The sequence below is a fragment of the Cupriavidus necator A5-1 genome (assembly GCF_000744095.1).
In the GTDB taxonomy this organism is placed as follows: domain Bacteria; phylum Pseudomonadota; class Gammaproteobacteria; order Burkholderiales; family Burkholderiaceae; genus Cupriavidus; species Cupriavidus necator_A.
In genome coordinates this window covers 1,097,997-1,120,825 of record NZ_JQLI01000008.1, presented here as the reverse complement: position 1 = coordinate 1,120,825, position 22,829 = coordinate 1,097,997, and the positions used below count along the sequence as shown (strand labels likewise).

Sequence of the window (22,829 nt, the reverse complement as noted above, 5' to 3'; positions counted from 1 at the left end):
TCGGTTCACTCAGGCCGGCAGCACGGCACCCGCGGCCTGGCACGGCAGGCAGCCCTGCACGGCCTGCAGCAGCGCTTCACGGGTAAACGGCTTGGCCAGGTGGTCATGCGCGCCGACCAGGCGGCCGCGCGAGCGGTCGAACACGCCGTCGCGCGAGGACAGCATGATCACGGGGATGGCATGGAACCGGGGGCTTTTCTTGATCAGGGAGCAGGTCTGGTACCCGTCTAGCCGGGGCATCAGGATGTCGCAGAAGACCAGGTCCGGATGCAGGTCGCCGACCTTGGCCAGCGCCTCGAAGCCGTCTTCGGCCAGCGTCACCTGGTATCCCGCCTGCGACAGGAAGATCTCCGCCGTGCGGCGGATGGTGCTGGAATCATCGATCACCAGCACCTTGCGGCGCGGCTGCGCCGTGGCGTCTGGTTTGGAATCGCCAGGCGTCGCGTGGACGCCGGCGGCATTGACCCGCTGGTTTTCTTCTGTTTGAGCGACCCGCATGTTGTTCCCGCGACCAGCTACCCCATGCGGAGCGCCGGCGATCACTTGAGAACACCCGTGCGAAGCAGCGCGACCCATGCGCACCCCGACGGACCCCCGAAAAATTCTTATTTCCCTTCAAGGCCAGGCCGTTGCCCGGCAGTGGCGGTGCGTGGAACCCGCACCTGCCTGCCGTCACCCTACCGATGGCGGATGGACGGCCAGTCATTTTGCAACAGAGTGTGACAAGACGCCGGGGGGCCGTCAATCCGGTCCGGCGGGCCCTTGGCGGCGTTCTGTCGCATTGGCGCGACGCGCGCGGCCAGTTTGCGGCTTTTCTGTGAAGCCTCGATGGCGTGCAGCCGACGCGCCTAATGGTTGCCGAGGAGCTGCCGGGGCTGCCGCCCAGCCGGGCTCAGATGGCAACCATCTCAAAGTCTTCCTTGCGCGCGCCGCACTCCGGGCAGGTCCAGTTGATGGGCACGTCTTCCCACCGGGTCCCGGGGGCGATGCCGTCTTCCGGCGCGCCTGTGGCTTCATCGTAAATCCAGCCGCAGATCAGGCACATCCAAGTCTTGAATTCTTCGTCCATAACAGGCTCTGGCCACTCTCCATTAAAATCCAGCGCAGATGGTACCGAAACCGTGACGCCGACGCCAGCCGGCGACCGCCAGATTCGTGCCAGTTCCGCCGTGTTCGCGCCTGTTAGCGCCCTGTTAGCGCATGATTGACAGCCAATTGCAGCGAAATCCTGCTGTTTTTGCCGCATGTCAACGACAAGTCCCGGGCCCAGCCGGACACGTTCTCCGCAGACTTGATTCCCACCTCAACGCCATGTCCCGTAATCAGCAGCTCTTCGACCGCGCCCAGCAGACCATCCCCGGCGGCGTCAACTCGCCCGTGCGCGCCTTCCGCTCGGTGGGCGGCACGCCGCGCTTTATCACGCGCGCCGAGGGAGCCTATATGTGGGACGCCGACGGCCAGCGCTATATCGACTACATCGGCTCCTGGGGCCCGATGATCGTCGGCCACGCCCACCCGGAGGTGGTGCGCGCCATCCAGGAAACCGCCACGCACAGCTTCTCGTTCGGCGCGCCGACCGAGGCCGAGATCGTGATGGCCGAGGAAATCTGCAAGCTGGTGCCGTCAATCGAGCAGGTGCGCCTGGTCTCCTCCGGCACCGAGGCCACCATGAGCGCGCTGCGCCTGGCGCGCGGCTTTACCGGCCGCGACCTGATCATCAAGTTCGAGGGCTGCTACCACGGCCACGCCGACAGCCTGCTGGTCAAGGCCGGCTCGGGCCTGCTGACCTTTGCCGACACCACGCAGAATGCGCCCTCCTCGGCCGGCGTGCCGGCGGATGTGACGCGCCACACCATGGTGCTGGAGTACAACAACGTCGAGCAGCTCGAGCAAGCCTTTGCCAAGCATGCCGGCGAGATCGCCGCGGTGATCGTCGAGCCGGTAGCCGGCAACATGAACCTGGTGCGCGCCACCGATGCGTTCCTGAAGGCCATGCGCGAGCTGTGCACGCGCGACGGCGCAGTGCTGATCTTTGACGAAGTGATGACCGGCTTCCGCGTGGCGCTGGGCGGCGCGCAGGCGTACTACGGCATCAAGCCGGACATGACCTGCCTGGGCAAGGTGATCGGCGGCGGCATGCCGGCCGCGGCCTTCGGCGGCCGGCGCGACATCATGGCCAAACTGGCACCGCTGGGCGGCGTCTACCAGGCCGGCACGCTGTCGGGCAACCCGCTGGCGGTGGCCGCGGGCCTGACCACGCTGAAGCTGATCCAGGCGCCGGGCTTCCACGACCGGCTGGCAGCGCAGACGCGCAAGCTGGCCGATGGCCTGGCCGAGGCCGCCAAGGCCGCCGGCGTGCCGTTCGCGGCCGATGCGGTCGGCGGCATGTTCGGCATCTACTTCCGCGACGGCGTGCCGGGCAGCTTTGCCGAGGTGACCAAGAGCGACACTGCGCGCTTCAACCGCTTCTTCCACGCCATGCTGGACCAGGGCGTCTACCTGGCGCCGTCGGCATTCGAGGCCGGCTTTGTCTCGGCGCAGCATGACGACGCCATCCTGGCGGCCACCCTCGACGCCGCGCGCAAGGCGTTCGCGGCCGGCTGAGCGCCGTCAAACAGGCGGCGCCCGGTGCGCCGCCTGCCACATGGGCGGTGCGCTACACTTGGGATTCGCTTCATCCATGTCCAACCCGCGGAGTTTCCCGATGCGCGCCTCTTCGTCCCTGTCCTCGCCGCTGTCCGTCTTCCGCTGGCTGCTGCTGGCGGTCATGGCCAGCCTGCTGTCCGCATGCGGCTACAACGACTTCCAGTCCAAGGACGAGGCGGTCAAGGCGGCCTGGAGCGAAGTCATCAACCAATACCAGCGCCGCGCCGACCTGATCCCCAACCTGGTCAACACCGTCAAGGGCTACGCGTCGCACGAGCGCGAGACCCTCGAAGCGGTGACCAAGGCCCGCGCTGCCGCCACCAGCATCCAGGTCTCGCCCGAGACCCTGAACGATCCGGAAGCCTTCAAGCGCTTCCAGCAAGCGCAGGGTGAGCTGTCAAGCGCACTGTCGCGCCTGCTGGCGGTGTCCGAGAACTACCCGCAACTGAAGGCCGACGCCTCGTTCCGCGACCTGCAGTCGCAGCTCGAAGGCACTGAGAACCGCATTACCGTGGCACGCCAGCGCTATATCGCCGCGGTGCAGGACTTCAATATCCTGGCGCGCAGCTTCCCGACCAACCTGACGGCGATGATCTTCAAGTACCCGGTCAAGCCGTCGTTCACGGTGGATAGCGAGAAGGCCATCTCCACGCCGCCCGCGGTCAAGTTCTAAGGCTGCACCCATGGGCCACACCCTGCGATCGCGCCTGCGGCCGGGCTGGCTGGCCGTCGCCCTGCTGTGGCTGGCGACGATCCTGTCCGGCCCGGCGCTGGCGGCTGACGGGTTCGTGCCGGTGCCGCCGCTCACCCAGCGCGTCACCGACCTGACCGGCACGCTGACGCCGCAGCAGCGCGGCGCGCTGGAAAACGTGCTGGCGGAATACGAGCAGCAGCGCGGCAGCCAGATCTTCGTGCTGATGGTCCCCACCACCGACCCCGAGCCCATCGACGCCTACAGCATCCGCGTGGCCGACGCCTGGCGCGCCGGGCGCAAGGGCATCGACGACGGCGTGATCGTGCTGATCGCCAAGGACAACCCGCCGGGGCTGCGCAAGATGCGGCTGGAAGTCGGCCGCGGCGTGCAGGGCTCGCTGACCGACGCCATGTCCAAGCGCATCTTGCAGGACATCATGGCGCCGCACTTCCGCCAGAACGACTTCTACGGCGGGCTGGCGGCGGGCATCTCCGCGATCCAGGCCACCATCGACAAGGAAGGCCTGGCGGGCCCGCAGGCACGCAAGGCGCAGCAGGCGTCCGCGCTGGCCGACTGGCTGCCGGTGCTGTTCCCGCTGGCGATCATCGTGTTCTTCTTCCTCAGTGCGATCCTGCGCCGGCGCGGCCCGCAGATCGTCACCACCCGGCGCGGCCGCGACGTGATCGCCGGCGGCCTGGGCGGACTGGGCGGCTATGGCATGGGACAGGACTGGGGCCGCCGCAGTGGCGGCTGGGGCGGCGGCGGCTTTGGCGGTGGTGGTGGCGGCGGCGGTGGCGGTGGCGGCTTTAGCGGTGGGGGCGGCGGCGGCTTCGACGGCGGCGGCGCCTCCGGCAACTGGTGACAGCACGAGGAACGAGGACGATGCCGAATCTGCGACGCGCACTGCACCATATCGCCACCACGCCCAGCGCCGCGCGCCGGCACTTCCCGCCTGACGCGCAGAAGCAGTTGCACCAGGCCGTGCATGCCGGGGAAGCGCGCCACCGCGGCGAGATCCGCGTGGTGATCGAGGCCAGCATGCCGGTCGGCGATGCCTGGGCCGGGGTCACGCCGCGCGAGCGCGCCCGTTTTCTCTTTGGCGCGCTGGAGGTCTGGAATACCGAGGACCATACCGGCGTGCTGCTCTATATCAACCTGGCCGACCATGCGGTCGAACTGCTGGCCGACCGCGGCATCGACGCCCGCGTGGGTGCGGACAGCTGGCGCGAGCTCTGCGATGAACTGGCGCGCGGGCTCAGGCAGAAGCTGTCGGTGGAGCCGGTGCTGGCCACGGTGGCGCGCATTCACGATCTTCTGGCCACGCATTTCCCGTCGGATGATGGGTATAACCCTAACGAACTGGACGACCGGCCGATCGTGCTCTAGATACTATGGAAGGGCTGGACAGATAAGCCCCCTGGAGTAAAACGAAGCTTCACGAACCCGTTTTACGAAAGGAGCCTGCAAATGAATGCGCCTGACACAGCCCTTCAAGGACAGGATAGGGCAGTTATTGGTCGACTGTATATGGCCTTCGAACTGGGCGAGAAGAGTTGGAAGCTGTCGCTTGGCGACGGCGTACGCGGGCCGAGCCGGTATACGGTGGCGGCCGGTGACAAGGACGCGGTCCTGCGAGCGATTGCCAAGGCCAAAGCACGCTGCGGACTGACATCGCAGGTGCCGGTCCGCAGTTGTTACGAGGCTGGCCGCGATGGCTTCTGGCTGCACCGCTGGCTGACCGAACAAGGCATTGATAACCTGGTGGTGGACTCGTCCAGTATCGAAGTCAACCGGCGTGCACGACGTGCCAAGACCGACCGGCTCGACGGCGACAAGCTGCTCTCGATGCTGCTGCGTTATCACGCGGGGGAGCGACGCGTGTGGGGCGTCGCGCGGGTTCCCACCCCGGAGCAAGAAGACGAGCGGCGGTTGCACCGGGAACTGGGGCGACTCAGGCAGGAACGCACCGCCCTCAGCAACCGAATTCGCTCGCTGCTGGTATTGCACAACCTGCGGGTCGCCCACGTCGGCGGCCGTTCCTGGGCGCACTGGTGGAACGATCATGGCGCGCAACTGCCTGTGGGGCTGCGCGCCGAGATCGAGCGCAGTGTCGCGCGACTGTCACTGGCGGTTACGCAGATCAGGACGATCGAAGCCCAGCAGCACGCGACCGTAAAGACCGGCGCGCAGCCGGCGATCGCCCTGCTCGCGCGGCTGCGCGGGATTGGCGTCGGCAGTGCCTGGATCCTGGTCAAGGAACTGTTTGGCTGGCGGAACTTTCACAACCGACGCGAAGTCGCCAGCTCCCTGGGCTTGGCGCCGACGCCCTACAGCAGCGGCGAAAGCCAGGTCGAGCAAGGCATCAGCAAGGCTGGCAACAAACGAGCCCGCTGGCTGATGATTGAACTGGCGTGGAGCTGGTTACGCTACCAGCCTGCAAGTCAGCTCACCCAATGGTTCAATGAGCGCTTTGCGCCAGGTGGCAAGCGCATGCGGCGCATCGGTATTGTGGCACTGGCACGGCGATTGGCTATTGGCCTGTGGCGCTATCTCGAGTACGGCGAGATTCCAGTCCAGGCCAGCTTCAAACCAGTCGCAACGTGATGCCGCCTGAGTATGGAAGGCTAAGCGGTAACGATCGCAGGTCAGCGCGCCCGTAACAGACTCGGGCTGCCCCCAGCGGGTAGCCGTTCTTCTAGATGGGGCGCGCGCAGGTAACAGGGGTGTTCCAGCGCTTCGCGCATGCGGTATGTGGTGACCCGGCCTTGCACCGGGCACGGATAGAAGGTAGACCGGGGCTGGGTCCCGGCCTTAAGTAACCCCGACCTCGGTTTCACGCCGTGTCAGCCCACGAAGATTCGAGGCTTGCAAGGAGAAAGCATCGCGCCAGTCATGTCTATGGAAATTCAATCCCGGAGGAGCTTGACATCCTCGCCCTCATAGAAGGGTCTGTTCACGTTTTCACGATCGGTTCAAACGCAGTGGCGAGCGACACGCCGGCCAGCGCGCTTCGCTCATTGCCGTTCCGACTTTCGGGTTCCCCGCTCTCATCGCGCTTTCCCCATTCCCCCGAGTCAGCTCGCAAGTGCCAGTGCCAGCATTTGCGTGACAGGGGAGCTTTTCACGGGCGAACCATACTTTTGCCCGATATGACCTCCAGCGCTCACAAGCTACGCTTGGTGAACAACTGCATCACAGCGAGAGAAGCGGAGCCCTCAGATTCCGCTGAAATTAGGGGAAAACCATGTTGGAAATCGCAGCAGAGAAAGACCGGGGGGCACCTGCGCCCAAAATAGACCTTCGAGAATTGCTGTTGGAGGCTGGTCTCAGAAGTGCCACCGCCATACTGCTTGCAGGGTTCGCATACGCGGCAGTCCGCCAGTGGCTCGCTGACCCGACGCGGATCACCTTGCTGCTGCTCGTGCTGGCGAGTTGTCTGACGCTCGGCCTATCCCTATTCGTCCGGGTTCCGATAAGGCGAGACTGGCATCCGGTCACAGTACTCTGCTCCTTGGGCGGCACGTACTACTTCCTTGCAGTTCAGCTGGCGCCAGGTGAGCATCTGGTACCGGAAATGTTCGGCGCTGTCCTGCAGGTCATGGGGATTCTGTGGCAAATCTATGCAAAGGTCTCGCTGCGTTGGTCATTCGGGATACTGCCCGCCAATCGCGGAATTGTGTCGAGCGGGGCTTACCGATTTGTGCGACATCCGATCTACCTAGGCTATTTCATTGCCGACGTCGGCTTTTTGCTCACAAATTTTGGGGTGCAAAACTTGCTCGTCTACGCTGGCCTGTACGCCCTGCAGGCGGTGCGGATAAATCGGGAAGAAAAGCTACTGTCTGATGATCCCGAATACCGCCAGTATCGTGACAAAGTACGGTTTCGCGCCTTGCCGGGCGTTTACTGAGAACCCTTGCCAATCGTCAGCGGGGGCGGCGCGCGCCCATTAGGTACCAAACCGCCGCCAGCGCCTGTAGCACCACCAGCCCGGTCCATGCCGCCAGGTGCGCTGCCTTCGGATAATGGCCGCCAGTAGCCGGCCACAAATCCAGCACGAAGCCGACCCCGACCTGGCAGGCAAAGGTAGCCAGGAACACCGTCAGCGTCAGCGCCGTGGTGGCGCGGCCGATCAGCGCGTCCGGGAAGCTGCGCGCGAGCACGGCATAGGTCAGGATGCCGCTGGAGCCGAACACCCCGTAGGCCGCCCACAGCAGCGCCGGTGGCAGCGGCACCTGAGCCATCAGCAGCATTTGGATCACGATAAATCCGGTCATGCCGGCGCCGGCAAAGGCGTACAGGCTGACCCCGATCCGTTCGAGGTGGCGCGCGGCCCAGCCCGAGCCGACGCAGCCGGCCATCATCGCAAAGCCGATCACCGAGATTAGCCGCGCGCTGGAGGCGGGGTCGAAGCCAGCCACATCGCGCATAAAGGCGCCGACCCACAGCGTCTGCACGGCCAGGAACACGCCCTGGTTGAGCAGCGTCAGCGGCACCACGCGCCAGAAGCGTTCGCTCGCCAGGATCTTGCGCGTGCCGCGCAGCTGTTCGCGCAGGCTTTCCTTGCCGGTGCGCGGCTTGTCGGGCACGCCGAACCACAGCAGCACCGCCATCGCCAGCGAGACGCCCGCCAGCCCTGCGCTGATCGTGCGCCAGTCGGAGAGCGACAGCAGCCACGCCAGCGGCGTGCCGACCAGCACCGCGCCCAGCCCGCCGATGGCCATCACCAAGCCGTTGAGCAGCGGCATGCGCGACAGCGGGAACCACATCGACAGCGCCTGGATGGCGGCGCCCAGGCACACCGATACGCCCACGCCAATCAGCAGCCGGCCGACGGCCAGCCCCGCCATGCCGGACGCCATCGCGAACACCAGCGAGCCGGCCACCGCCGCCAGCAGCATCGCCGCCTCGGTGCGGCGTGGGCCGTAGCGGTCCAGCAGGATGCCCGCCGGCAGCTGGGCGCAGGCAAAGCCGAGGAAGTAGAAGCTGGTGAGCAGGCCCAGGTCGCCGGCATTCAGGCCGAGCTCGCGCGTCAGGTACGGCGCAAAGCCCAGGTTGACCCCGCGGAACACATAGGAGACGAGAAAACCCAGCGAGAACACCGCCAGCACGCGCCAGCGGGCCCGGGCGGGCCGCACGGCGGGTTGCGAGTGCGGGGGCGTGGAAGACAAGTCGGGAGAGGTCGTGGTCGTCATGGCCTGCATTGTCTTCCCCATTCCGGTGCAAGGCCAACGAAAGATACCCGCCGCAATTGTGAGTAGAATTTGACGGCCATGGCCAATTCTCCCGGCAGTCGAGCCGATCGCCCCGTCCACCTGCCGCCCCTGCAAGCGCTACGCGCGCTCGAGGCCGCAACCCGCCACCGCAGCTTCTCGCGCGCGGCGGACGAACTGGCACTCACCCATAGCGCCATCAGCCATCATATCCGCGGGCTGGAGACCAACCTGGGCACCAAGCTGTTCCAGCGCACCGGCAGCCAGATGACGCCGACCAGCGCCGGCGCGCGGCTGGCCGAGCAGGTGCGCGGCGCGCTCGACAGCCTCGAGCGCGCGCTGCGCGAGGCCGACAACAGCGCGCCCCGCCGGTGGTGCGGCTGCAGGTCAGCGTGATGGCCGACCTCGCCAATGCCTGGCTGATTCGCCGGCTGCCCAGCCTGCACGCGCAGGTGCCGTCGCTGGACTTGCACTTGCGCCTGCATGCCGAGATCACGCCGCCGGACCCTTACAGCGTCGACGTGGGCATCTGGCACCAGCGCATCGACCTGCCCGGTTTCGAGTGCCACAACCTGATCGAGGACCATGTGATCGCGGTGGCCAGCCCGGCGCTACTGGCGCGCTACCCCGGCTTCACGCTGGCCGACGTGCCGCGCCTGCCGATGCTGCGCTTTGCGCTGCGGCCCTGGCGCGACTGGCTCGAAGCCGCCGGCCTGCCCGGCGACGAGCCCGAGCGCCACCCGCATCCCGTCGAGCCTGCAGTACTGGGTCACCTGGCGCGAGGGCAATCCGCGCGAGAAAGCGATCCAGCAATTCCACGCGTGGTTGCAGGAACAGGTGCGGCAGGAAGCGCCGCAAGCGAGCCCTGCCGGCGCTGACAATGGCGGGTAGTTTCATTCCTGACATTGTTTCGCCCGTCGATGTTGGCAATACGAATCATTTTCGTCCACGCAAGCAAAATCAACGGGTTGGCGTTTTACGCGAGCTGAGCGGCGGTGTGTCAGCGGCGTGCACATCAGGGGCGCCTATTGGCCCCGAGTTTCAGGAATGCAACCAATTCTTACGCCATGCCAACCGCCATGAAAAATCTGCCCAGCCCATCCAAACAGATGAGAAACGGCTGGGGCCGTCGTGCCTCGATTCCTGCAAAGGCCTGTCAACGCGGCGTTTGTCTCAGCCCGACCGCGCCTGCGCGGGGCGCGCGGCGCCAAAAGGCTGAGGTCTTTCCCGCTGTCGCTGGGGTACACGCTTCACGCCGTTGTAACGGAAATGAAACTCCTGGGCGGGGTCACCCGCGTGCAGCATCAGAGCCCTGGCGCCCTAGCGTTTGAAATCCGGCCTCCCCTCTTTAGGATGGCCTTCAGCGGGGCTAGGTAGCGTAGGCGGCACCTGTGTCGCGATGAGTGTGCGGAGCACGCCATATAACAATTCGGACAGATGCTGCATTGCAACACAAAAAGGCCAGTCGACGTATCAAAAACGGAACGTAATAACTCGCCGAGGCCTTGCCACAACTGGCCGGAAATTTGTCTTTCCCTTTGCTATCAACGATTTAGCCTGCTCTGGCACGTTCGTCGCACTTATGTCCGCGCGAACAGAAGCCCGGAACAGGGGGACGACTGGAACCGAAGCGGCAACACAGTGGCACGGGTTCGCCGAAGATCAGTTTCAGTACGATCCCCGCAAACTCCCAGGGCGGGATTCGGGCTGGCGCTGTAAGCGAGGGGTCACGCGGCAGGGACTGGCCCGCATCGGTGGACACCCAGTGGCCGCCGGCAAGATCAGAAGGAGGTCTTTCAGGGACACGGGCCGCAAGCCTGCGCGAGCGGCCCGTGAAGCCTGGAAACTGCGCGTCGCCACAGCAAGCCGGGCGGCACGCAGAAAACAAGACAGCCGCCCGGCATCGCCGGAGCGCCTGACAAAAACGGGGTGTAGCGAAAGCCTGCCATGCAGGCGCAGCGAAGCAGCCGCCGTCGCGACCGACGCCACCGCCAGGGGCAAGGCCGCGACGGCAGAGGGAACGGGCCCGTCAGCCCGTGCAGCGCGGCGCCCAGGAGGCAAGAGAACAATTTTTCGGGAGGGTGCCAGGCCGTGGCAACGAAACGATGCGGCCGGCGCAAGCCTTAGCAGTACCGAAGCCAGTGACGGCATCCGCCGGCGCCGGCTTCGTAAAAAAAATCCGGGGAAATCGTATGAGCGCATATGCCAATCGTCCGCTGCTGTACGTGTCGCAGCACCATGACGCCATGCTATGCAGGCTGCTCGCACAGCGGGGCTGGAAGATCAGCTTCGCGTCGAACCTGCACGACCTTAATGCGCTGCCACACGGCGCCCAGCCCATCGCCGCCCTGCTCGACCTGCATTGTGGCTTCAGCGATGCCGAGCTGGAGTCATTCGAACCCTGGCTCTCGCAACCCCAGATCGGCTGGATCGGCATCGTCGCCAGCCGCGATGCGCTGACCGAGGCGGCGCGCCGCCTGCTCGGACTGTACTTCGTCGACTACTACACCGCGCCGTTCGAGCCAGCCGACCTGGCGCACTCGCTCGGCCATGCGCAGGGCATGGCGCAGATGCGCCCCGGCGTGCAGCGTGCGGTGGCGGGCACCGCGCGCGCCGACGGCATGATCGGCAACTGCTCTGCCATGCAGACGCTGTTCCGCGGCATCGAGAAGGTCTCGCGCTGGGACACCCCGGTGCTGATCTCCGGCGAGTCCGGCACCGGCAAGGAACTGGCCGCGCAGGCGATCCACCGCGCCTCCGAGCGCGCGCAGAAGCCCTTCGTTGCGGTCAACTGCGCCGCCATCCCGCCCACGCTGCTGATGTCCGAGCTGTTCGGCTACGAGCGCGGCGCCTTCACCGGCGCCACCAAGCGCAAGCCCGGGCGCATCGAGATGGCCCAGGGCGGCACGCTGTTCCTCGATGAAATCGGCGACATGCCGCTGGAGAGCCAGACCAGCCTGCTGCGCTTCCTGGAAACCGGACGCATCGAACGGCTGGGCGGCACCGAATCGGTAGAGGTGAACGTGCGTATCATCTCGGCCACCCACGTCGACCTGGAAGCGGCGATCGCCGCCGAACGCTTCCGCGGCGACCTCTACCACCGCCTGTGCGTGCTGCGCGTACGCCAGCCCCCGCTGCGCGAACGCGGCAGCGACATCATGCTGATCGCCGAGCATGTGCTGGAGGGCGTGCGCAAGCAGTCGCCGGCCCGCATCCGCGGCTTCTCGCCCACCGCGCTGCGCGCGATCCAGCAGCACAACTGGCCGGGCAACGTACGCGAGCTGATCAACCGCATCCGCCATGCCGCTGCGATGTGCGAGGAAGGCGTAATCCAGCCGGCGGACCTGGAACTGGGGGTGCCTGCGGAGGAACGGCCGCTGACGCTTGCGGCGATCCGGCAAGCGGCGGAGCAGCATGCCATCGTGGAGGCGCTGCAGCGCAACCACGAACGGCTCATAGACGTGGCGGCCGAACTCGGGATTTCACGGGTGACGCTGTTCAGGTTGATGCGGGATTACAAGCTGCAGGTGAAAAAGGGCGACCTCGGTCTGCTTTGTGTGCAGGGATAACCTTCCCGATTGCGGAGGAATCAACCGATGTCCCCTGATGCCTATCTTGAAATGGCCGAAACAGAAGCCGGCCACTGGTGGTTCCGAGGACGGCGCGACATCCTCGCCACCGTCCTGACCGGCCTGGCGCTGCCGCGCGACGCCTCCATCCTGGAAATTGGAGCGGGCACCGGTGGCAACCTGGCCATGCTCTCGCAATTCGGCAACGTGAGCGCTGTGGAGATGGACGACACTGCCCTGCAACTGGCACGCGATAAGACCCATGGAGTCTACGACATACGCAGCGGCAGGTGCCCTGACGAAATGCCGTTCCCGGATCGGAGTTTTGACCTGGTTTGCCTGCTCGACTGCCTGGAACACATTGGTGACGATGCCGGGTCACTCGCCTGTGCAGGAAAGCTACTGAAGCCGGGCGGCGCAGTGCTTATTACCGTGCCTGCCTACCAGTGGCTATGGAGCCGTCATGACGTCTTCCTGCATCACCAGCGCCGCTATAGCAGGCGATCGCTGCAAGCGCTGGTCACCCGGTGTGGCTTGCGCCTGGACCGGATCTCCTACTTCAACACACTGCTGTCTCCGCTTGCGATCGCCGCACGAGTCAGCGACCAGGTGCGCGCCAGCGAGAAGGCAACCGGTGCTGGCATTCCATCCCAACCGATAAACAGTGCACTGCACGCCCTGTTCAGCGCTGAACGCCACTGGCTTGCGCGCGGATCGCTGCCGTTCGGCATCTCCCTGATGGCGATCGTGCGCGCATCGTGAAAGCCGGTGACAGCGCGCCTGAACTGCACAGGCTCGCGCGGTTCCTGGTGTCGGGTGCAAGCTCAACAGGCGTCCATGTCGCCGTCACCGCGACACTGGTCAGTGCAATGGGGGTTTCACCGGTCGCTGCAAACTGTGTGGCCTTCCTGTGCGCGACTGCTTGCTCCTACCTGCTCAACACCCTCTGGAGCTTCTCGTCACGGCTGCGCAACCGGACCCTGGGCCGCTTTGCCGGCGTATCGCTGCTTGGATTAAGCCTGACCACAGCCATTTCATGGACGGCGCAGTTTCTCGGCGCCACGTACTGGACAGGACTGGCCTGCATCGTGCTGACAGTGCCGGCCTTCACCTACCTTGCGCACCGGAGCTGGACGTATCGGGAATAGGACAGGCCCTTGCCCCGGGCCGTGCCTGACATCAACGTCCGTTGCCTGCCCCGCGCTCAAGCCGGATGACCCGCCTTCCCGTGGCAAGTTGCCGGTCCTGGCCGGACTCCTGGTAACGGCGTCGCACTAGGTAGATCGGCCGGCCCTTAGCTTCATCATAGATGCGGCCGATATATTCGCCGACCACCCCAAGTCCGATCAGCTGGATACCGCCCAGGAACAGCACGATCGAGAGCAGCGACGCATAACCAGGGACATCCACCCCGAATATCAACGTCCGCCCCACAATGAAAGCGCCATAACAAAATGCCCCGAACGCGATCAGCAGCCCGATATATGTCCAGCTGCGCAACGGTAGCGTGCTGAAGCTAGTGATTCCCTCGAGCGCAAGGTTCCACAAGCGCCAGCCCGAGAACTTTGAGCGGCCCGCAGTGCGCGGCTCACGCTCGTAGCGGACGATGGCGGTCTTGTAGCCCACCCAGGCAAACAAGCCTTTCATGAAGCGGTGTCTCTCCGGCAATTGCTTGAGCGCATTGATCACCACCCGGTCCATCAGGCGGAAATCGCCAACGTTCACCGGCAGCTTCAGGTCGGAGAGCCGGTTATGGATACGGTAATAGCTTGCCGCCGTCACGCGCTTGAGCCAGGAATCGCATGCGCGTCTGCTCCGTTGTGCCAGCACGACCTCGGCCCCCGCCCGCCAGCGCGCGACCAGCTCCGGGATCAGTGAGGGCGGGTCCTGCAAATCAACGTCGATCGGAATGACGGCATCGCCAAGGGCTTCGTCCAGCCCGGCGGTCAAGGCCGCCTCCTTGCCAAAATTCCGCGTCAGGTCCACCACGCGCACGCGTTCGTCCTTGCGCGAATACGCGAGCAGCTGGTCCAGCGTATCGTCCGTACTGCCGTCATTCACCAGCACGATCTCGAAGCGGATCCGGTCGATGGTCTCCAGTATCGGCATCACGCAATCAAAGAATTTCCCTATGCTCTCGGACTCGTTGTAGCAAGGCACAACCAGAGAAAGCAGCCTGACATCGTATGGACCCGACATGATTCCCTCCCGAGGCGGCGCGGCCAGCGCATACGCAGTCTCAATGGCGTTTTCACGCACGTTGCTTCTTCTAAGGTGAATAGGATTACAGAGAACACGGCCAACGATGCAGCCGTCCGGAGCCGCAACATCAGCAAGTCAATCCGACCTACTCCCCGTCCACGTCCTTCGCAGAATCATCATCAGCAGCAGCAGCGTCACGATGGGCCCGATCTGGGGCAAGTTGATTACCTGATTCATGCTCAGTATCAATGGCAGTAGCCAAGCCACCACCAGCAGTTCGCGCTCCCCCGTCATCCAGCCGCGCCGCACACCATCGACCGCCAAGCCGGCAATCGCTATCCCAAGCCAGGTCAGCTCGTAGTACCAAATGTATGGGCTTACCAGGAGGGTGGCAGCTGCCATGGCGGCAATACGCAGTGCTGTTGAATTTCGACCTCGCCAGACTCTGAACACAGCCCAGATTGCGAAAGCCGCGCATACGCCATGAATCAAGTACGCGACGGTCACTGGTGCCTCTGCCATGCGCAACATCGAAAAGATCGACGGGCAAAAGCGCCATCCGTTTCCACCTTGCTCTAATACTGTCTCCCGAAAAGCCGCACCGGCCTCAAGGAACGCGGGTATGGTTTCCCAGCCGCAAACGGCAATACTGCACGCTGCCACCGCGGCGGCCGTCGCTGCGGCGATGAAAAATGTCTTCCATGCCCCGTCCGCCACCAATGCCACAGGGAGCAACAGCGCCAGCTGCGGCTTGATGCACAGCAATCCGATCAGGACGCCCGACAGTACAGGTCGCGCTCTTAGGTGGATTAGCCCCCAAGCGGCCAGTCCAGCTGTCAGCAACGAGTTCTGCCCCATTATCGCGGCCTCATGGAGAGCTGGAGAGGCCAAAACGGGTAGCCACACCGCGCGGCGCCGCACGCCGGGAATGTCCAGGATCCTGATAAGTGCGCCAATGTAAATGGCTGCCGTGCTGCCAATGAAGAGAAGATAGCTCGCTGCAAACGGCAACAAGGCCAACGGCATGACAAACAACAGGAACATCGGGGGATAGGCCCACGGCAGATAGAACTGCCCTCCCCCTTTCACCGCACCGAATGCGGCAATCACAGGCCGCAACTTTTCGTAGTCATAGACCTCGGCAGCATGCCCTTTCAGAGCCAGGTAAGACGCACTCCAGAAGGCCGAGAAGTCTACGCCAGGGCGGCCCACCGAATCCGCGGTGAAGCCCTTCGTTCTCAAGCCCCATAGGAGGATCATTCCGCCATAGGCGATCAGCATGGCAATGCTGTAGACCTTGACTCGCTCCAGGCCGAGCCAATGTTGCAACGTCACGGATGCCGGCGTAGCTTCCGGGCTATGGTCCAGGCTCATCGTTCCCCGTTCTTATGTTGTTCTGTAGTACCACCGGCCCATGCATTTTTTTTAAAGAATGCCGCGGCGATGCCTCGATGTATTCGCTCCATTCTGGTCAGGAGGCCACCGATATACAAGCAGAATCAAAGCCCTGAACCGGCGACAAAAACTGGTTTGCGCAAGCGTTTCCAAACTGAATCACAGCCGGCTTTGACCGTATTCCCGCGTGTCACTCCAGTTCTTCCGGCGTTGATCGAGGTGCAGCACCCCAGCCGCAGCGCGGCGCGTTTCCCGGCTGAAACGTCGGCCACCTCCTGGCTTGCTACCCGACACACCATCCTTTGCGAGTCAGTGACGCGCGATTGGGCATCCACATCCGCCAAACGCACCGTGTGCCACGCGACCCGACTCATACTTTTGGCGCAGAAATGGCCCTGCGCGCGAGCAGCCCTGCTCGCGGCAACGAGGATCGGAGGAAATAAGCACGATTCGTCCTGGAAACGACAGGACGGGCACGTTGGCCACAAGCCGGCATGGCGCGCACCTATGGAACGCAACCCCACGGAAGACAAAGGCGTTTGCAGCGATGGCTCGCATTTTGCGATAACGGGCGACTGCGCCCTGCCTCGGCGGGCAGATCCGGTAAGCACTACAGCCATCGCGAGACGCCATGAAACTCACCACGACCTGGGTCGAGACGACGAACGGGGAAAGCCTGCTCCGAAAGGCCGCCACAAGACAGTGGTTCTGGCTTTCCGTCTTCGGCCTGAGCTTGTTCTCGATCCTTGCCTTCATTGGCGTCCGGCTACTGGCCGACGCGGACACCCTCTGGCACATTGCCGCCGGGAACTGGATCATTGCCAACCAGGCAGTGCCAACAACAGATCCGTTCTCCTTCTCTTTCCGGGGCGCCAAGTGGATTCCCCATGAGTGGCTGGCCGAGGTCATCCTGGCAACATCCTATGGATGGCTTGGCTGGGCCGGGCCGGTGCTGCTCACCGCGCTGGCAACCAGCGTCGCCCTGACCGTTCTGCTGCGGTTCCTGCTGCGCTATATCGAGCCGCTGCATGCGTTCACCGGCGCGGTACTGGCTTTCCTGACGCTGGCTCAGCACCTGCTGGCGCGCCCCCACACGCTGGCCTGGCCGCTGATGGTGATCTGGGTCTACTACCTGGTCATGGCGCGTGAGCAAGGCAAACGGCCAAGCCTGTGGCTGCTTGTTGCCATGCTGGCCTGGGCGAACCTGCATGCCAGTTTCCTGCTCGGCATCGTGCTGGCGGGCGCCCTGGCGCTGGAAGCCGTGCTTACCGAAGGCAATCCACGCCAGAGCGCGAAGGCATGGGCACCGTTCCTGGCACTCACGTTGCTGGCCGGCCTGATGACGCCAAACGGCGTGGACGGCCTGCTCTTTCCCTTCCATGTTTCCGAAATGACCTTTACGCTCAGCATCATCAGCGAATGGCAGCCGCCGGAAATCCGGTTGCTCCAGCCGATAGTGCTGTGGCTCGGCTTCGTGCTGTTCGGCGCCCTCTACTTCGGGTTTCGCTTGCCCCCGACCAGGATAGCGATGTCCTTCTGGCTTGTTTATCTTGCCCTGACATCCGTGCGCTATGCCGAGCTTCCCGGGCTGCTTGCCCCGCTCCTGCTGATGCCTTCCGTCGGCTCTCAGCTGCGCGCGGCCATTCGTCCGGAGGTAAAGGCAAGACTCTCACTCAGGTGTCTACAGGTAATCACTATCCTCTCCACCGTGCTCTTCCTCTCAAGCATCGTCTTCCTTGCAAGAGGCATCAACCGTGGCCAGGACCCGTCGCTACCCAGGGACGCAGTCCGCGCAGCCATGGCAGCGGGTGGCTCCGGGCCGGTGTTCAATAGCTACAACTTCGGAGGCTATCTGATCTTCTCCGGCATCGCGCCGGTCATCGACGGCCGCGCAGACCTTTACGGCGATAAATTCGTCCGCCGCTATATGGATGCCTATTCCGGCAATGCCAGGGTCCTGAAGACATTGATACAGGAGTACAAGATCCGCTGGGCCGTCCTGGAACCGTCAAGTCCCGCGTTACAGGTGATCCGCGACCTGCCGGGCTGGCGAAAGGTGCATGAGGATGCCGTGGCCGTAGCCTACGTCCGCGAACAATAGGGTCGTCGCTTCCCCGACTCCCGGCGTATCCCGCTGACAAACGGTGGATGGCGTGTTGTGGGCCATCCAATGGCTGGCCACGTCATTGCCTCGAACACAGCCGCTGGCCACACTGCGTTGGCTGCCGGGAGCGTGCGCTCCCGCAGTCGCGCCGGGCACCAGATTCTGACGCCATCAGCACTGCGCTATCTGATGACGCGCCGCTGGAGCGCCATCAGGGTTCAGGCGTTGCCGACGTTCACTGCTGACGCCTGTCTCTCCCGCCACTCCGCCTGGCAAGACGTCCCGTCATGACGGGACTTGCGCAATCCCGTCAACCCGGCAACTTGCAGGGCGACGCCGCTGCACTTCCGCTGGATCCCACGCTCGCCAATTCCCGATATCCACTGCGGCAAATCGCTGCGCCCCATCGATGACCTGCATCTGCGCGCCAACAGCCGGACGCTACGCAGCGTATCGCGCAAACACGCCTCAGCACCGTCGGCAGCAAGCATCGCGGCTTTCTGGTGGCATCCCGACGCCTGCAGGTCCGCAGCAGCCAGCCACGCAGAACAGAACGCATGACGGCCAACAACGGCCGCGGCCGCGACTGCATCGATAACGGCGCTTGGGCAGGCAACGTTTCCACATTGAATCATGCGACCTCATACGCCTGCGAGCCGCCTGCACACTGGGATTGCGGTGCATGCCTACGAATGTTGCCCTGCATTCCGCGAGTCCACCCGGCGATGTGACGTTTCGCTCCGGAAACGCTGGGTCGCCATCTGCCGCCCTCGTCCGTCAGTCTGGCCGACGTCGAGGAGGCGGGCGGAAGTCCGCTCGAATGCCACCGGCTGGAGTAGATGGCGGAGATCCGCGCAGGCATCACTTCATGCTTTCGGATGAGGTTTCCGCGCATTCTCCCCCGCCTCGCCGACATGGCCAAGCCGTCGATCTAGTCCTTCCGTCGCGCCTGCGGAAATGGCGTTAACTGCCTGCGTTTCCGCAAAGCAACGAAGCACGGCCAGGATGCGGTTATCGGGCTCAGCGAGGTCCCTGCCATCCTGCATCGCTACCCGCAAAGCCTTATGACACAACGGTCTGCGCGGGGCTGGCCCGCACTTTGCCTATACCTGGCATGCGGCACCGCAGTCTGGAAAGCCGCAATGCCAGCGCAACGTTCGCCGGCATCAGAAGCAAAAAACTATACGGGGAAATTTGCCATGCGAGCTGTCCGCCCACTTGCGATGCCACACCGGTATGTCGGCCACGCTGCCGCCAGCAGGGGTAGCGGCACCGCGCCATTCCGCTGCCTGGCCCGCAAAGGCCATGTGCAGCACGCCGCGCGGTGCATGCACGTGTCAGCCGAGCGTCGGCTGCAGGCGCGCAGCTCCTGTGACTCGCACGGCGGCCCTTGCCGCTGGCCGTTCCATGCCTGCGCCATCTGCGCCCCGCCCTGCCACCGCTTCTTCCAGCGCTGACCAGCTCAGCGTCCACACCGCAGTCTCGCAGTCTTACCAACTTGCTGCGCTTCGGCAACTATCCAGCCAGCCGCTTCGCAGCGCTGCAGCACCTTCTCTCAATCAAAGGAGATAGTCATGGAACACATCGCCCACACCGTCAAGCAATTCCTCCGTGATGAAGATGGCGTCACCGCCATCGAGTACGGCCTGATCGCCTCGCTGATTGCTGTCGTGATCATTGTCTCGGTGCAGACCGTTGGCAACAAGCTCAACGCAGTCTTCGACTACATCCAAACCAAGCTGGTCACGCCGTAAGCACACCGGCAATCGAAGCAGCACAAGGCGTGGACCGAAAGGTCCACGCCCGCCGCCCCCTTCCGAACGTCAGAATCCGGAGATCAGCATGTCAACGATCAATGCCCATTTGAAGCGGTTTCTGCGCGATGAGCGCGGAGTAACGTCGATTGAATACGCATTGCTCGGCGCGCTGCTCGCCATGGCAATCGTCAGTGGCGTCAGTGCGCTGGGCAACGCAGTCGGGTCTCTTTACAACACGATCGCTGCCAAGGTGTCATCGCTGCCCTGACCGGCAGCCGGACCACGAACGCGAGCCGATCCAGCCATGTCCGCCACCGCCACGCTCTCCCCCTTTATCGGTCCGATCGTCATCGCGATCGTACTCACCGCCGCAGCCATCGACCTGCATCGCCGGCGCATTCCGAACTGGCTCACGTTCGGCGCATGGATCGTTGCCCTGCCGGTGCAGGTTGCCATGCATGGCGTGCCCGGCGGAGCGTCGGCCTGGGCCCTGGGCTGGCTCACAGGATTCGGCGTCATCCTGCCCTTCTACCTGATGCGCGGCATGGCCGCCGGCGACGTCAAGCTCATGACAGCCGTGGGCGCATGGCTTGGCACCGGCATGGTCCTGAAGATCGCCCTGGCAACCTTCGTGATCGGCGGCGTCTGGGCGCTGATACAGATACTTGTAACCGGGCAAGCCAGAGCGACCCTGTTCCGCGTTGGACACATGCTGTTCGCCGCCGTGCTGCCTGGCTCCAGGCCAGTGCAACCCGATACCGAAGCCTCCGCCGGCACCATGCCCTACGGGGTATCCATCGCAGCCGGCACGCTGGCCATGCTCTTTGCCAGCACATGACACAGACAACACAACAGCACCTGCCTGTGGCGGGGCATTGAAAAACCAGGACACGAAGACCAGCAACGGGGAACGGCAATGAACGAGCATCACGACACGGGAAATACACCGCGGCTGCTGGAGGCGGTCACGGGCGGCAGGAATGCCAGCGCGGACCACGGCTCCGTGCCGCTGCCACCCTGCCATGTGCTGCCGCGTACCGTCGCGGATACCGGGCTGGAGATTGCCCAGTTGCTGGGCCTGCTGATGAAGGCGGCCTACCTGCACCGCACCGTTACGCTCGCGGTGCTGACCGACACGCTCAAGCTGCCGGCCACCGTCGTCAATGAGGTTGCCGCCGTCGCCGTGCGCGAGCGCCTACTGGAAATCGCACACCGCGGTGCCAGCGACCTGGACGTGCGCTTCCGCCTCACGGACGCCGGCTATACGCGCGCAGCCGAAACCTCGGCGCGCTGCAGCTACACCGGCGCCGCGCCGGTCACGCTGGATGCCTATCTCGATGCCGTTAAACGCCACTCGGTCAGTCACGCGTCAGTGACCAAGGCGGACGTCACCGCGGCCTTCCATGACCTGGTGATTCCGGTCCGTCTGCTGGATTCAATCGGCATGGCGCTAAATACCTGCCGCGCACTGATGATCTACGGCCCCGCGGGCAGCGGCAAAACCTACCTGGCGCAGCGCCTGGGCATGCTGCTGCCGGGCGCCGTGCCGGTGCCGCACGCCATCACCGTGGCCGGCGAGATCATCCAGGTGTTCGATCCGCTGGTTCATGTGCCCTTCGATGAAAGCGAGGCTTCGCTGGCGCGCCGTTCACTGGACCGCCGCTGGGTCCTGTGCCACCGGCCGGTGGTGCTGTCAGGCGGCGAGCTCACGCTGTCCATGCTGGATCTGCGCTACGACCGCGCCGCAGGCTTTTACCAGGCGCCCCCGCATATGAAGGCCAACAACGGCATCTACATCGTTGACGACCTGGGCCGGCAGCTCGTCGGCGTCACCGACCTGCTGAACCGCTGGATCGTGCCACTGGACCGCGGTGTCGACATGTTCACGCTGCAGACGGGTGTGCGCTTCTCGGTGCCGTTCGACGTCTGGCCGGTTTTCTCCACCAATCTGGAGCCCGCGGCGCTGGAAGACGATGCGTTCCTGCGCCGGCTTGGCAGCAAACTCTATGTGGGCGCGCTGTCGGTGGACGACTACCGCGAGGTGTACCAGCGCACCGTCAACGATTTCGGACTGACCAGCACTGATGCGGTGTTCGACTTCCTGGTCGACAGCCTGCACTACGCAAGCGACACGCCGCTGCTGGTCTGCATCCCGCGCGACCTGCTGCGCCTCGTCGCCTCCGGCGTGCGCTACCACGGCAACGCCCCGCACGTCACCGAGGAGGGGCTGCTGGCTGCCTGGCAGAGCTATTACGGTCTGCGGACCTCGGCCGAAGGTATGCCGCCGGCCAGCAGGGGCCACCGCTGGTCCGACGACCAACGCGCGGTGAGCTGAGCCGCACCAGCCAACACGGACAACTGTAGGGGAGAGTCATCATGAAAAACACACGTGCAATCCTGATGCTGCTGATTGCCCTGGTCGCCGGGGTGGCGGCGGTGGTATCCGCATCGCGCTGGCTGGTGGAGCAATCGTCCAGCTCGGTAAAGCAGGTGGTCGTGGCCACCGTCGACCTCAACCTGGGGCAGCCACTCAACGGCAGCCAGCTGCGGCTGGTGAGCTGGCCCTCGGGCAGCGTGCCGCCGGGCGCGTTCGAAGACCTCAAGGCGCTCGACGGCCGCGTGGTGCGCACCAGCCTGCAGCGCGGAGAGCCCATCCTCGACGCCAAGCTGGCGCCGATCGGCACCAAGGGCGGCCTCTCCGCCGTGATCAACGACGGCAAGCGGGCCATCACCGTGCGCGTCAATGACGTGGTGGGCGTGGCGGGCTTCGCGCTGCCAGGCAACTACGTCGACGTGATCGTCAATACCAATGAAGAGGCCAAGAGCACGCAGAACGGCAGCATCTCCAAGATCGTGCTGGAGAAGATCCTGGTACTGGCGGTGGCGCAGCAGGTCAGCCGCGACGACACCCAGCCCAAGGTGGTCAACGCCGTGACGCTGGAAGTCACGCCCGAGCAGGCCGAGAAGCTGGACGTGGCGCGCAGCGTGGGCACGCTGTCCCTGGTACTGCGCAACCAGATGGACGTGGCCGACATCAACACTGGCGGCGCCACCAAGGGCACGTTGCTGGGCAAGGCCCCGGAGCCGGCACCGGTCAAGGTCGTCACCCAGACCGCCACGCGCACCGTGGTCAGGACTCGCACGGTAGCGGCACAGCCCGCCCGCGGCAACTGCATCGGCGTGCTGGCAGGCATGCAGGGCGGTCTCGAGTGCTTCTGACCGGCCTGTAACCCTACCTCACGTGACGGA

At 64.6% G+C, this 22,829-nt stretch carries 20 protein-coding genes and 1 pseudogene; 16 read left to right on the top strand and 5 right to left on the bottom strand.

Annotated elements, in window-relative coordinates; genetic code table 11:
* Window positions 1-9: 9 nt before the first annotated feature.
* Window positions 10-498, bottom strand: a complete 489-nt coding sequence (locus K307_RS29345; RefSeq protein WP_042884428.1) for a response regulator — start codon at window positions 496-498, stop codon at window positions 10-12.
* A gap of 394 nt (window positions 499-892) precedes the next feature.
* Window positions 893-1,069: a rubredoxin gene (locus K307_RS29340; RefSeq protein WP_022533831.1), complete on the bottom strand. Its 177-nt coding sequence runs from the start codon at window positions 1,067-1,069 to the stop codon at window positions 893-895.
* Between the two features lie 242 nt (window positions 1,070-1,311).
* Between K307_RS29340 and hemL the strand changes: the two genes are divergently transcribed.
* The 6 genes from hemL to K307_RS29310 all read left to right on the top strand — a co-directional run bounded on the left by hemL (window position 1,312) and on the right by K307_RS29310 (window position 7,250).
* A complete protein-coding gene (hemL, locus tag K307_RS29335; protein ID WP_042884426.1) occupies window positions 1,312-2,604 on the top strand; it encodes a glutamate-1-semialdehyde 2,1-aminomutase in 1,293 nt (430 codons plus the stop codon).
* Window positions 2,605-2,704: 100 nt separating this feature from the next.
* Window positions 2,705-3,319 carry a LemA family protein gene (locus tag K307_RS29330; protein WP_042884425.1) on the top strand — a complete coding sequence of 205 codons (615 nt, stop codon included), beginning with the start codon at window positions 2,705-2,707 and terminating at the stop codon, window positions 3,317-3,319.
* A 10-nt stretch (window positions 3,320-3,329) separates the two neighbouring features.
* The gene (locus K307_RS29325; protein ID WP_042884423.1) at window positions 3,330-4,202 is read left to right on the top strand and encodes a TPM domain-containing protein; all 873 of its coding nucleotides are present in this window, start codon (window positions 3,330-3,332) and stop codon (window positions 4,200-4,202) included.
* Between the two features lie 20 nt (window positions 4,203-4,222).
* Window positions 4,223-4,726 (top strand): TPM domain-containing protein, encoded by a 504-nt coding sequence (locus K307_RS29320; RefSeq protein ID WP_042884421.1) that lies wholly within the window; start codon window positions 4,223-4,225, stop codon window positions 4,724-4,726.
* 81 nt (window positions 4,727-4,807) lie between these two features.
* On the top strand, window positions 4,808-5,944 hold the full coding sequence (locus K307_RS29315; RefSeq protein ID WP_013951806.1) for an IS110 family transposase: 1,137 nt from the start codon (window positions 4,808-4,810) through the stop codon (window positions 5,942-5,944).
* A 640-nt stretch (window positions 5,945-6,584) separates the two neighbouring features.
* The gene (locus K307_RS29310; RefSeq protein WP_042884417.1) at window positions 6,585-7,250 is read left to right on the top strand and encodes a methyltransferase family protein; all 666 of its coding nucleotides are present in this window, start codon (window positions 6,585-6,587) and stop codon (window positions 7,248-7,250) included.
* 16 nt (window positions 7,251-7,266) lie between these two features.
* On the opposite strand, the gene K307_RS29305 is transcribed toward K307_RS29310, so the two are convergent.
* Window positions 7,267-8,535: an MFS transporter gene (locus tag K307_RS29305; RefSeq protein WP_080745427.1), complete on the bottom strand. Its 1,269-nt coding sequence runs from the start codon at window positions 8,533-8,535 to the stop codon at window positions 7,267-7,269.
* Between the two features lie 78 nt (window positions 8,536-8,613).
* On the opposite strand from K307_RS29305, the pseudogene K307_RS29300 reads away from it, so the two are divergent.
* From K307_RS29300 to K307_RS29285, 4 genes and pseudogenes are all read left to right on the top strand, one after another.
* A pseudogene (locus K307_RS29300) lies at window positions 8,614-9,444 on the top strand (LysR family transcriptional regulator).
* A 1,301-nt stretch (window positions 9,445-10,745) separates the two neighbouring features.
* Entirely contained in the window at window positions 10,746-12,122 is a 1,377-nt protein-coding gene (locus K307_RS29295) for a sigma-54 dependent transcriptional regulator (protein WP_042884413.1), read from the top strand.
* 27 nt (window positions 12,123-12,149) lie between these two features.
* Window positions 12,150-12,884 carry a class I SAM-dependent methyltransferase gene (locus tag K307_RS29290; RefSeq protein WP_042884411.1) on the top strand — a complete coding sequence of 245 codons (735 nt, stop codon included), beginning with the start codon at window positions 12,150-12,152 and terminating at the stop codon, window positions 12,882-12,884.
* Window positions 12,881-13,270, top strand: coding sequence for a GtrA family protein (locus tag K307_RS29285; protein WP_042884409.1), 390 nt, complete (start codon window positions 12,881-12,883; stop codon window positions 13,268-13,270). Before K307_RS29290 ends, K307_RS29285 begins: the two co-directional genes overlap by 4 nt.
* A 31-nt stretch (window positions 13,271-13,301) precedes the next feature.
* On the opposite strand, the gene K307_RS29280 is transcribed toward K307_RS29285, so the two are convergent.
* Window positions 13,302-14,321 (bottom strand): glycosyltransferase family 2 protein, encoded by a 1,020-nt coding sequence (locus K307_RS29280; protein ID WP_042887527.1) that lies wholly within the window; start codon window positions 14,319-14,321, stop codon window positions 13,302-13,304.
* Window positions 14,322-14,459: 138 nt separating this feature from the next.
* The gene (locus K307_RS29275; protein ID WP_051975220.1) at window positions 14,460-15,698 is read right to left on the bottom strand and encodes a glycosyltransferase family 87 protein; all 1,239 of its coding nucleotides are present in this window, start codon (window positions 15,696-15,698) and stop codon (window positions 14,460-14,462) included.
* A 652-nt stretch (window positions 15,699-16,350) separates the two neighbouring features.
* On the opposite strand from K307_RS29275, the gene K307_RS29270 reads away from it, so the two are divergent.
* From K307_RS29270 to cpaB, 6 genes are all read left to right on the top strand, one after another.
* The gene (locus tag K307_RS29270; RefSeq protein WP_042884408.1) at window positions 16,351-17,820 is read left to right on the top strand and encodes a hypothetical protein; all 1,470 of its coding nucleotides are present in this window, start codon (window positions 16,351-16,353) and stop codon (window positions 17,818-17,820) included.
* A gap of 1,577 nt (window positions 17,821-19,397) precedes the next feature.
* On the top strand, window positions 19,398-19,577 hold the full coding sequence (locus tag K307_RS29265) for a Flp family type IVb pilin (RefSeq protein WP_042884406.1): 180 nt from the start codon (window positions 19,398-19,400) through the stop codon (window positions 19,575-19,577).
* 88 nt (window positions 19,578-19,665) lie between these two features.
* Window positions 19,666-19,848 (top strand): Flp family type IVb pilin, encoded by a 183-nt coding sequence (locus tag K307_RS29260; protein WP_042884403.1) that lies wholly within the window; start codon window positions 19,666-19,668, stop codon window positions 19,846-19,848.
* A 36-nt stretch (window positions 19,849-19,884) separates the two neighbouring features.
* Entirely contained in the window at window positions 19,885-20,418 is a 534-nt protein-coding gene (locus tag K307_RS29255; protein WP_042884402.1) for an A24 family peptidase, read from the top strand.
* A 78-nt stretch (window positions 20,419-20,496) separates the two neighbouring features.
* On the top strand, window positions 20,497-21,915 hold the full coding sequence (locus tag K307_RS29250; protein ID WP_042884400.1) for an ATP-binding protein: 1,419 nt from the start codon (window positions 20,497-20,499) through the stop codon (window positions 21,913-21,915).
* Window positions 21,916-21,956: 41 nt separating this feature from the next.
* Window positions 21,957-22,799, top strand: coding sequence for a Flp pilus assembly protein CpaB (cpaB, locus tag K307_RS29245; RefSeq protein ID WP_042884398.1), 843 nt, complete (start codon window positions 21,957-21,959; stop codon window positions 22,797-22,799).
* Window positions 22,800-22,829: the final 30 nt, after the last annotated feature.

Coding starts and splice junctions, on each gene's coding strand:
- K307_RS29345 (WP_042884428.1), bottom strand. CDS start 498: ATGCGGGTCGCTCAAACAGAAGAAAACCAGCGGGTCAATGCCGCCGGC.
- K307_RS29340 (WP_022533831.1), bottom strand. CDS start 1,069: ATGGACGAAGAATTCAAGACTTGGATGTGCCTGATCTGCGGCTGGATT.
- hemL (WP_042884426.1), top strand. CDS start 1,312: ATGTCCCGTAATCAGCAGCTCTTCGACCGCGCCCAGCAGACCATCCCC.
- K307_RS29330 (WP_042884425.1), top strand. CDS start 2,705: ATGCGCGCCTCTTCGTCCCTGTCCTCGCCGCTGTCCGTCTTCCGCTGG.
- K307_RS29325 (WP_042884423.1), top strand. CDS start 3,330: ATGGGCCACACCCTGCGATCGCGCCTGCGGCCGGGCTGGCTGGCCGTC.
- K307_RS29320 (WP_042884421.1), top strand. CDS start 4,223: ATGCCGAATCTGCGACGCGCACTGCACCATATCGCCACCACGCCCAGC.
- K307_RS29315 (WP_013951806.1), top strand. CDS start 4,808: ATGAATGCGCCTGACACAGCCCTTCAAGGACAGGATAGGGCAGTTATT.
- K307_RS29310 (WP_042884417.1), top strand. CDS start 6,585: ATGTTGGAAATCGCAGCAGAGAAAGACCGGGGGGCACCTGCGCCCAAA.
- K307_RS29305 (WP_080745427.1), bottom strand. CDS start 8,535: ATGACGACCACGACCTCTCCCGACTTGTCTTCCACGCCCCCGCACTCG.
- K307_RS29295 (WP_042884413.1), top strand. CDS start 10,746: ATGAGCGCATATGCCAATCGTCCGCTGCTGTACGTGTCGCAGCACCAT.
- K307_RS29290 (WP_042884411.1), top strand. CDS start 12,150: ATGTCCCCTGATGCCTATCTTGAAATGGCCGAAACAGAAGCCGGCCAC.
- K307_RS29280 (WP_042887527.1), bottom strand. CDS start 14,321: ATGTCGGGTCCATACGATGTCAGGCTGCTTTCTCTGGTTGTGCCTTGC.
- K307_RS29275 (WP_051975220.1), bottom strand. CDS start 15,698: ATGAGCCTGGACCATAGCCCGGAAGCTACGCCGGCATCCGTGACGTTG.
- K307_RS29270 (WP_042884408.1), top strand. CDS start 16,351: ATGAAACTCACCACGACCTGGGTCGAGACGACGAACGGGGAAAGCCTG.
- K307_RS29265 (WP_042884406.1), top strand. CDS start 19,398: ATGGAACACATCGCCCACACCGTCAAGCAATTCCTCCGTGATGAAGAT.
- K307_RS29260 (WP_042884403.1), top strand. CDS start 19,666: ATGTCAACGATCAATGCCCATTTGAAGCGGTTTCTGCGCGATGAGCGC.
- K307_RS29255 (WP_042884402.1), top strand. CDS start 19,885: ATGTCCGCCACCGCCACGCTCTCCCCCTTTATCGGTCCGATCGTCATC.
- K307_RS29250 (WP_042884400.1), top strand. CDS start 20,497: ATGAACGAGCATCACGACACGGGAAATACACCGCGGCTGCTGGAGGCG.
- cpaB (WP_042884398.1), top strand. CDS start 21,957: ATGAAAAACACACGTGCAATCCTGATGCTGCTGATTGCCCTGGTCGCC.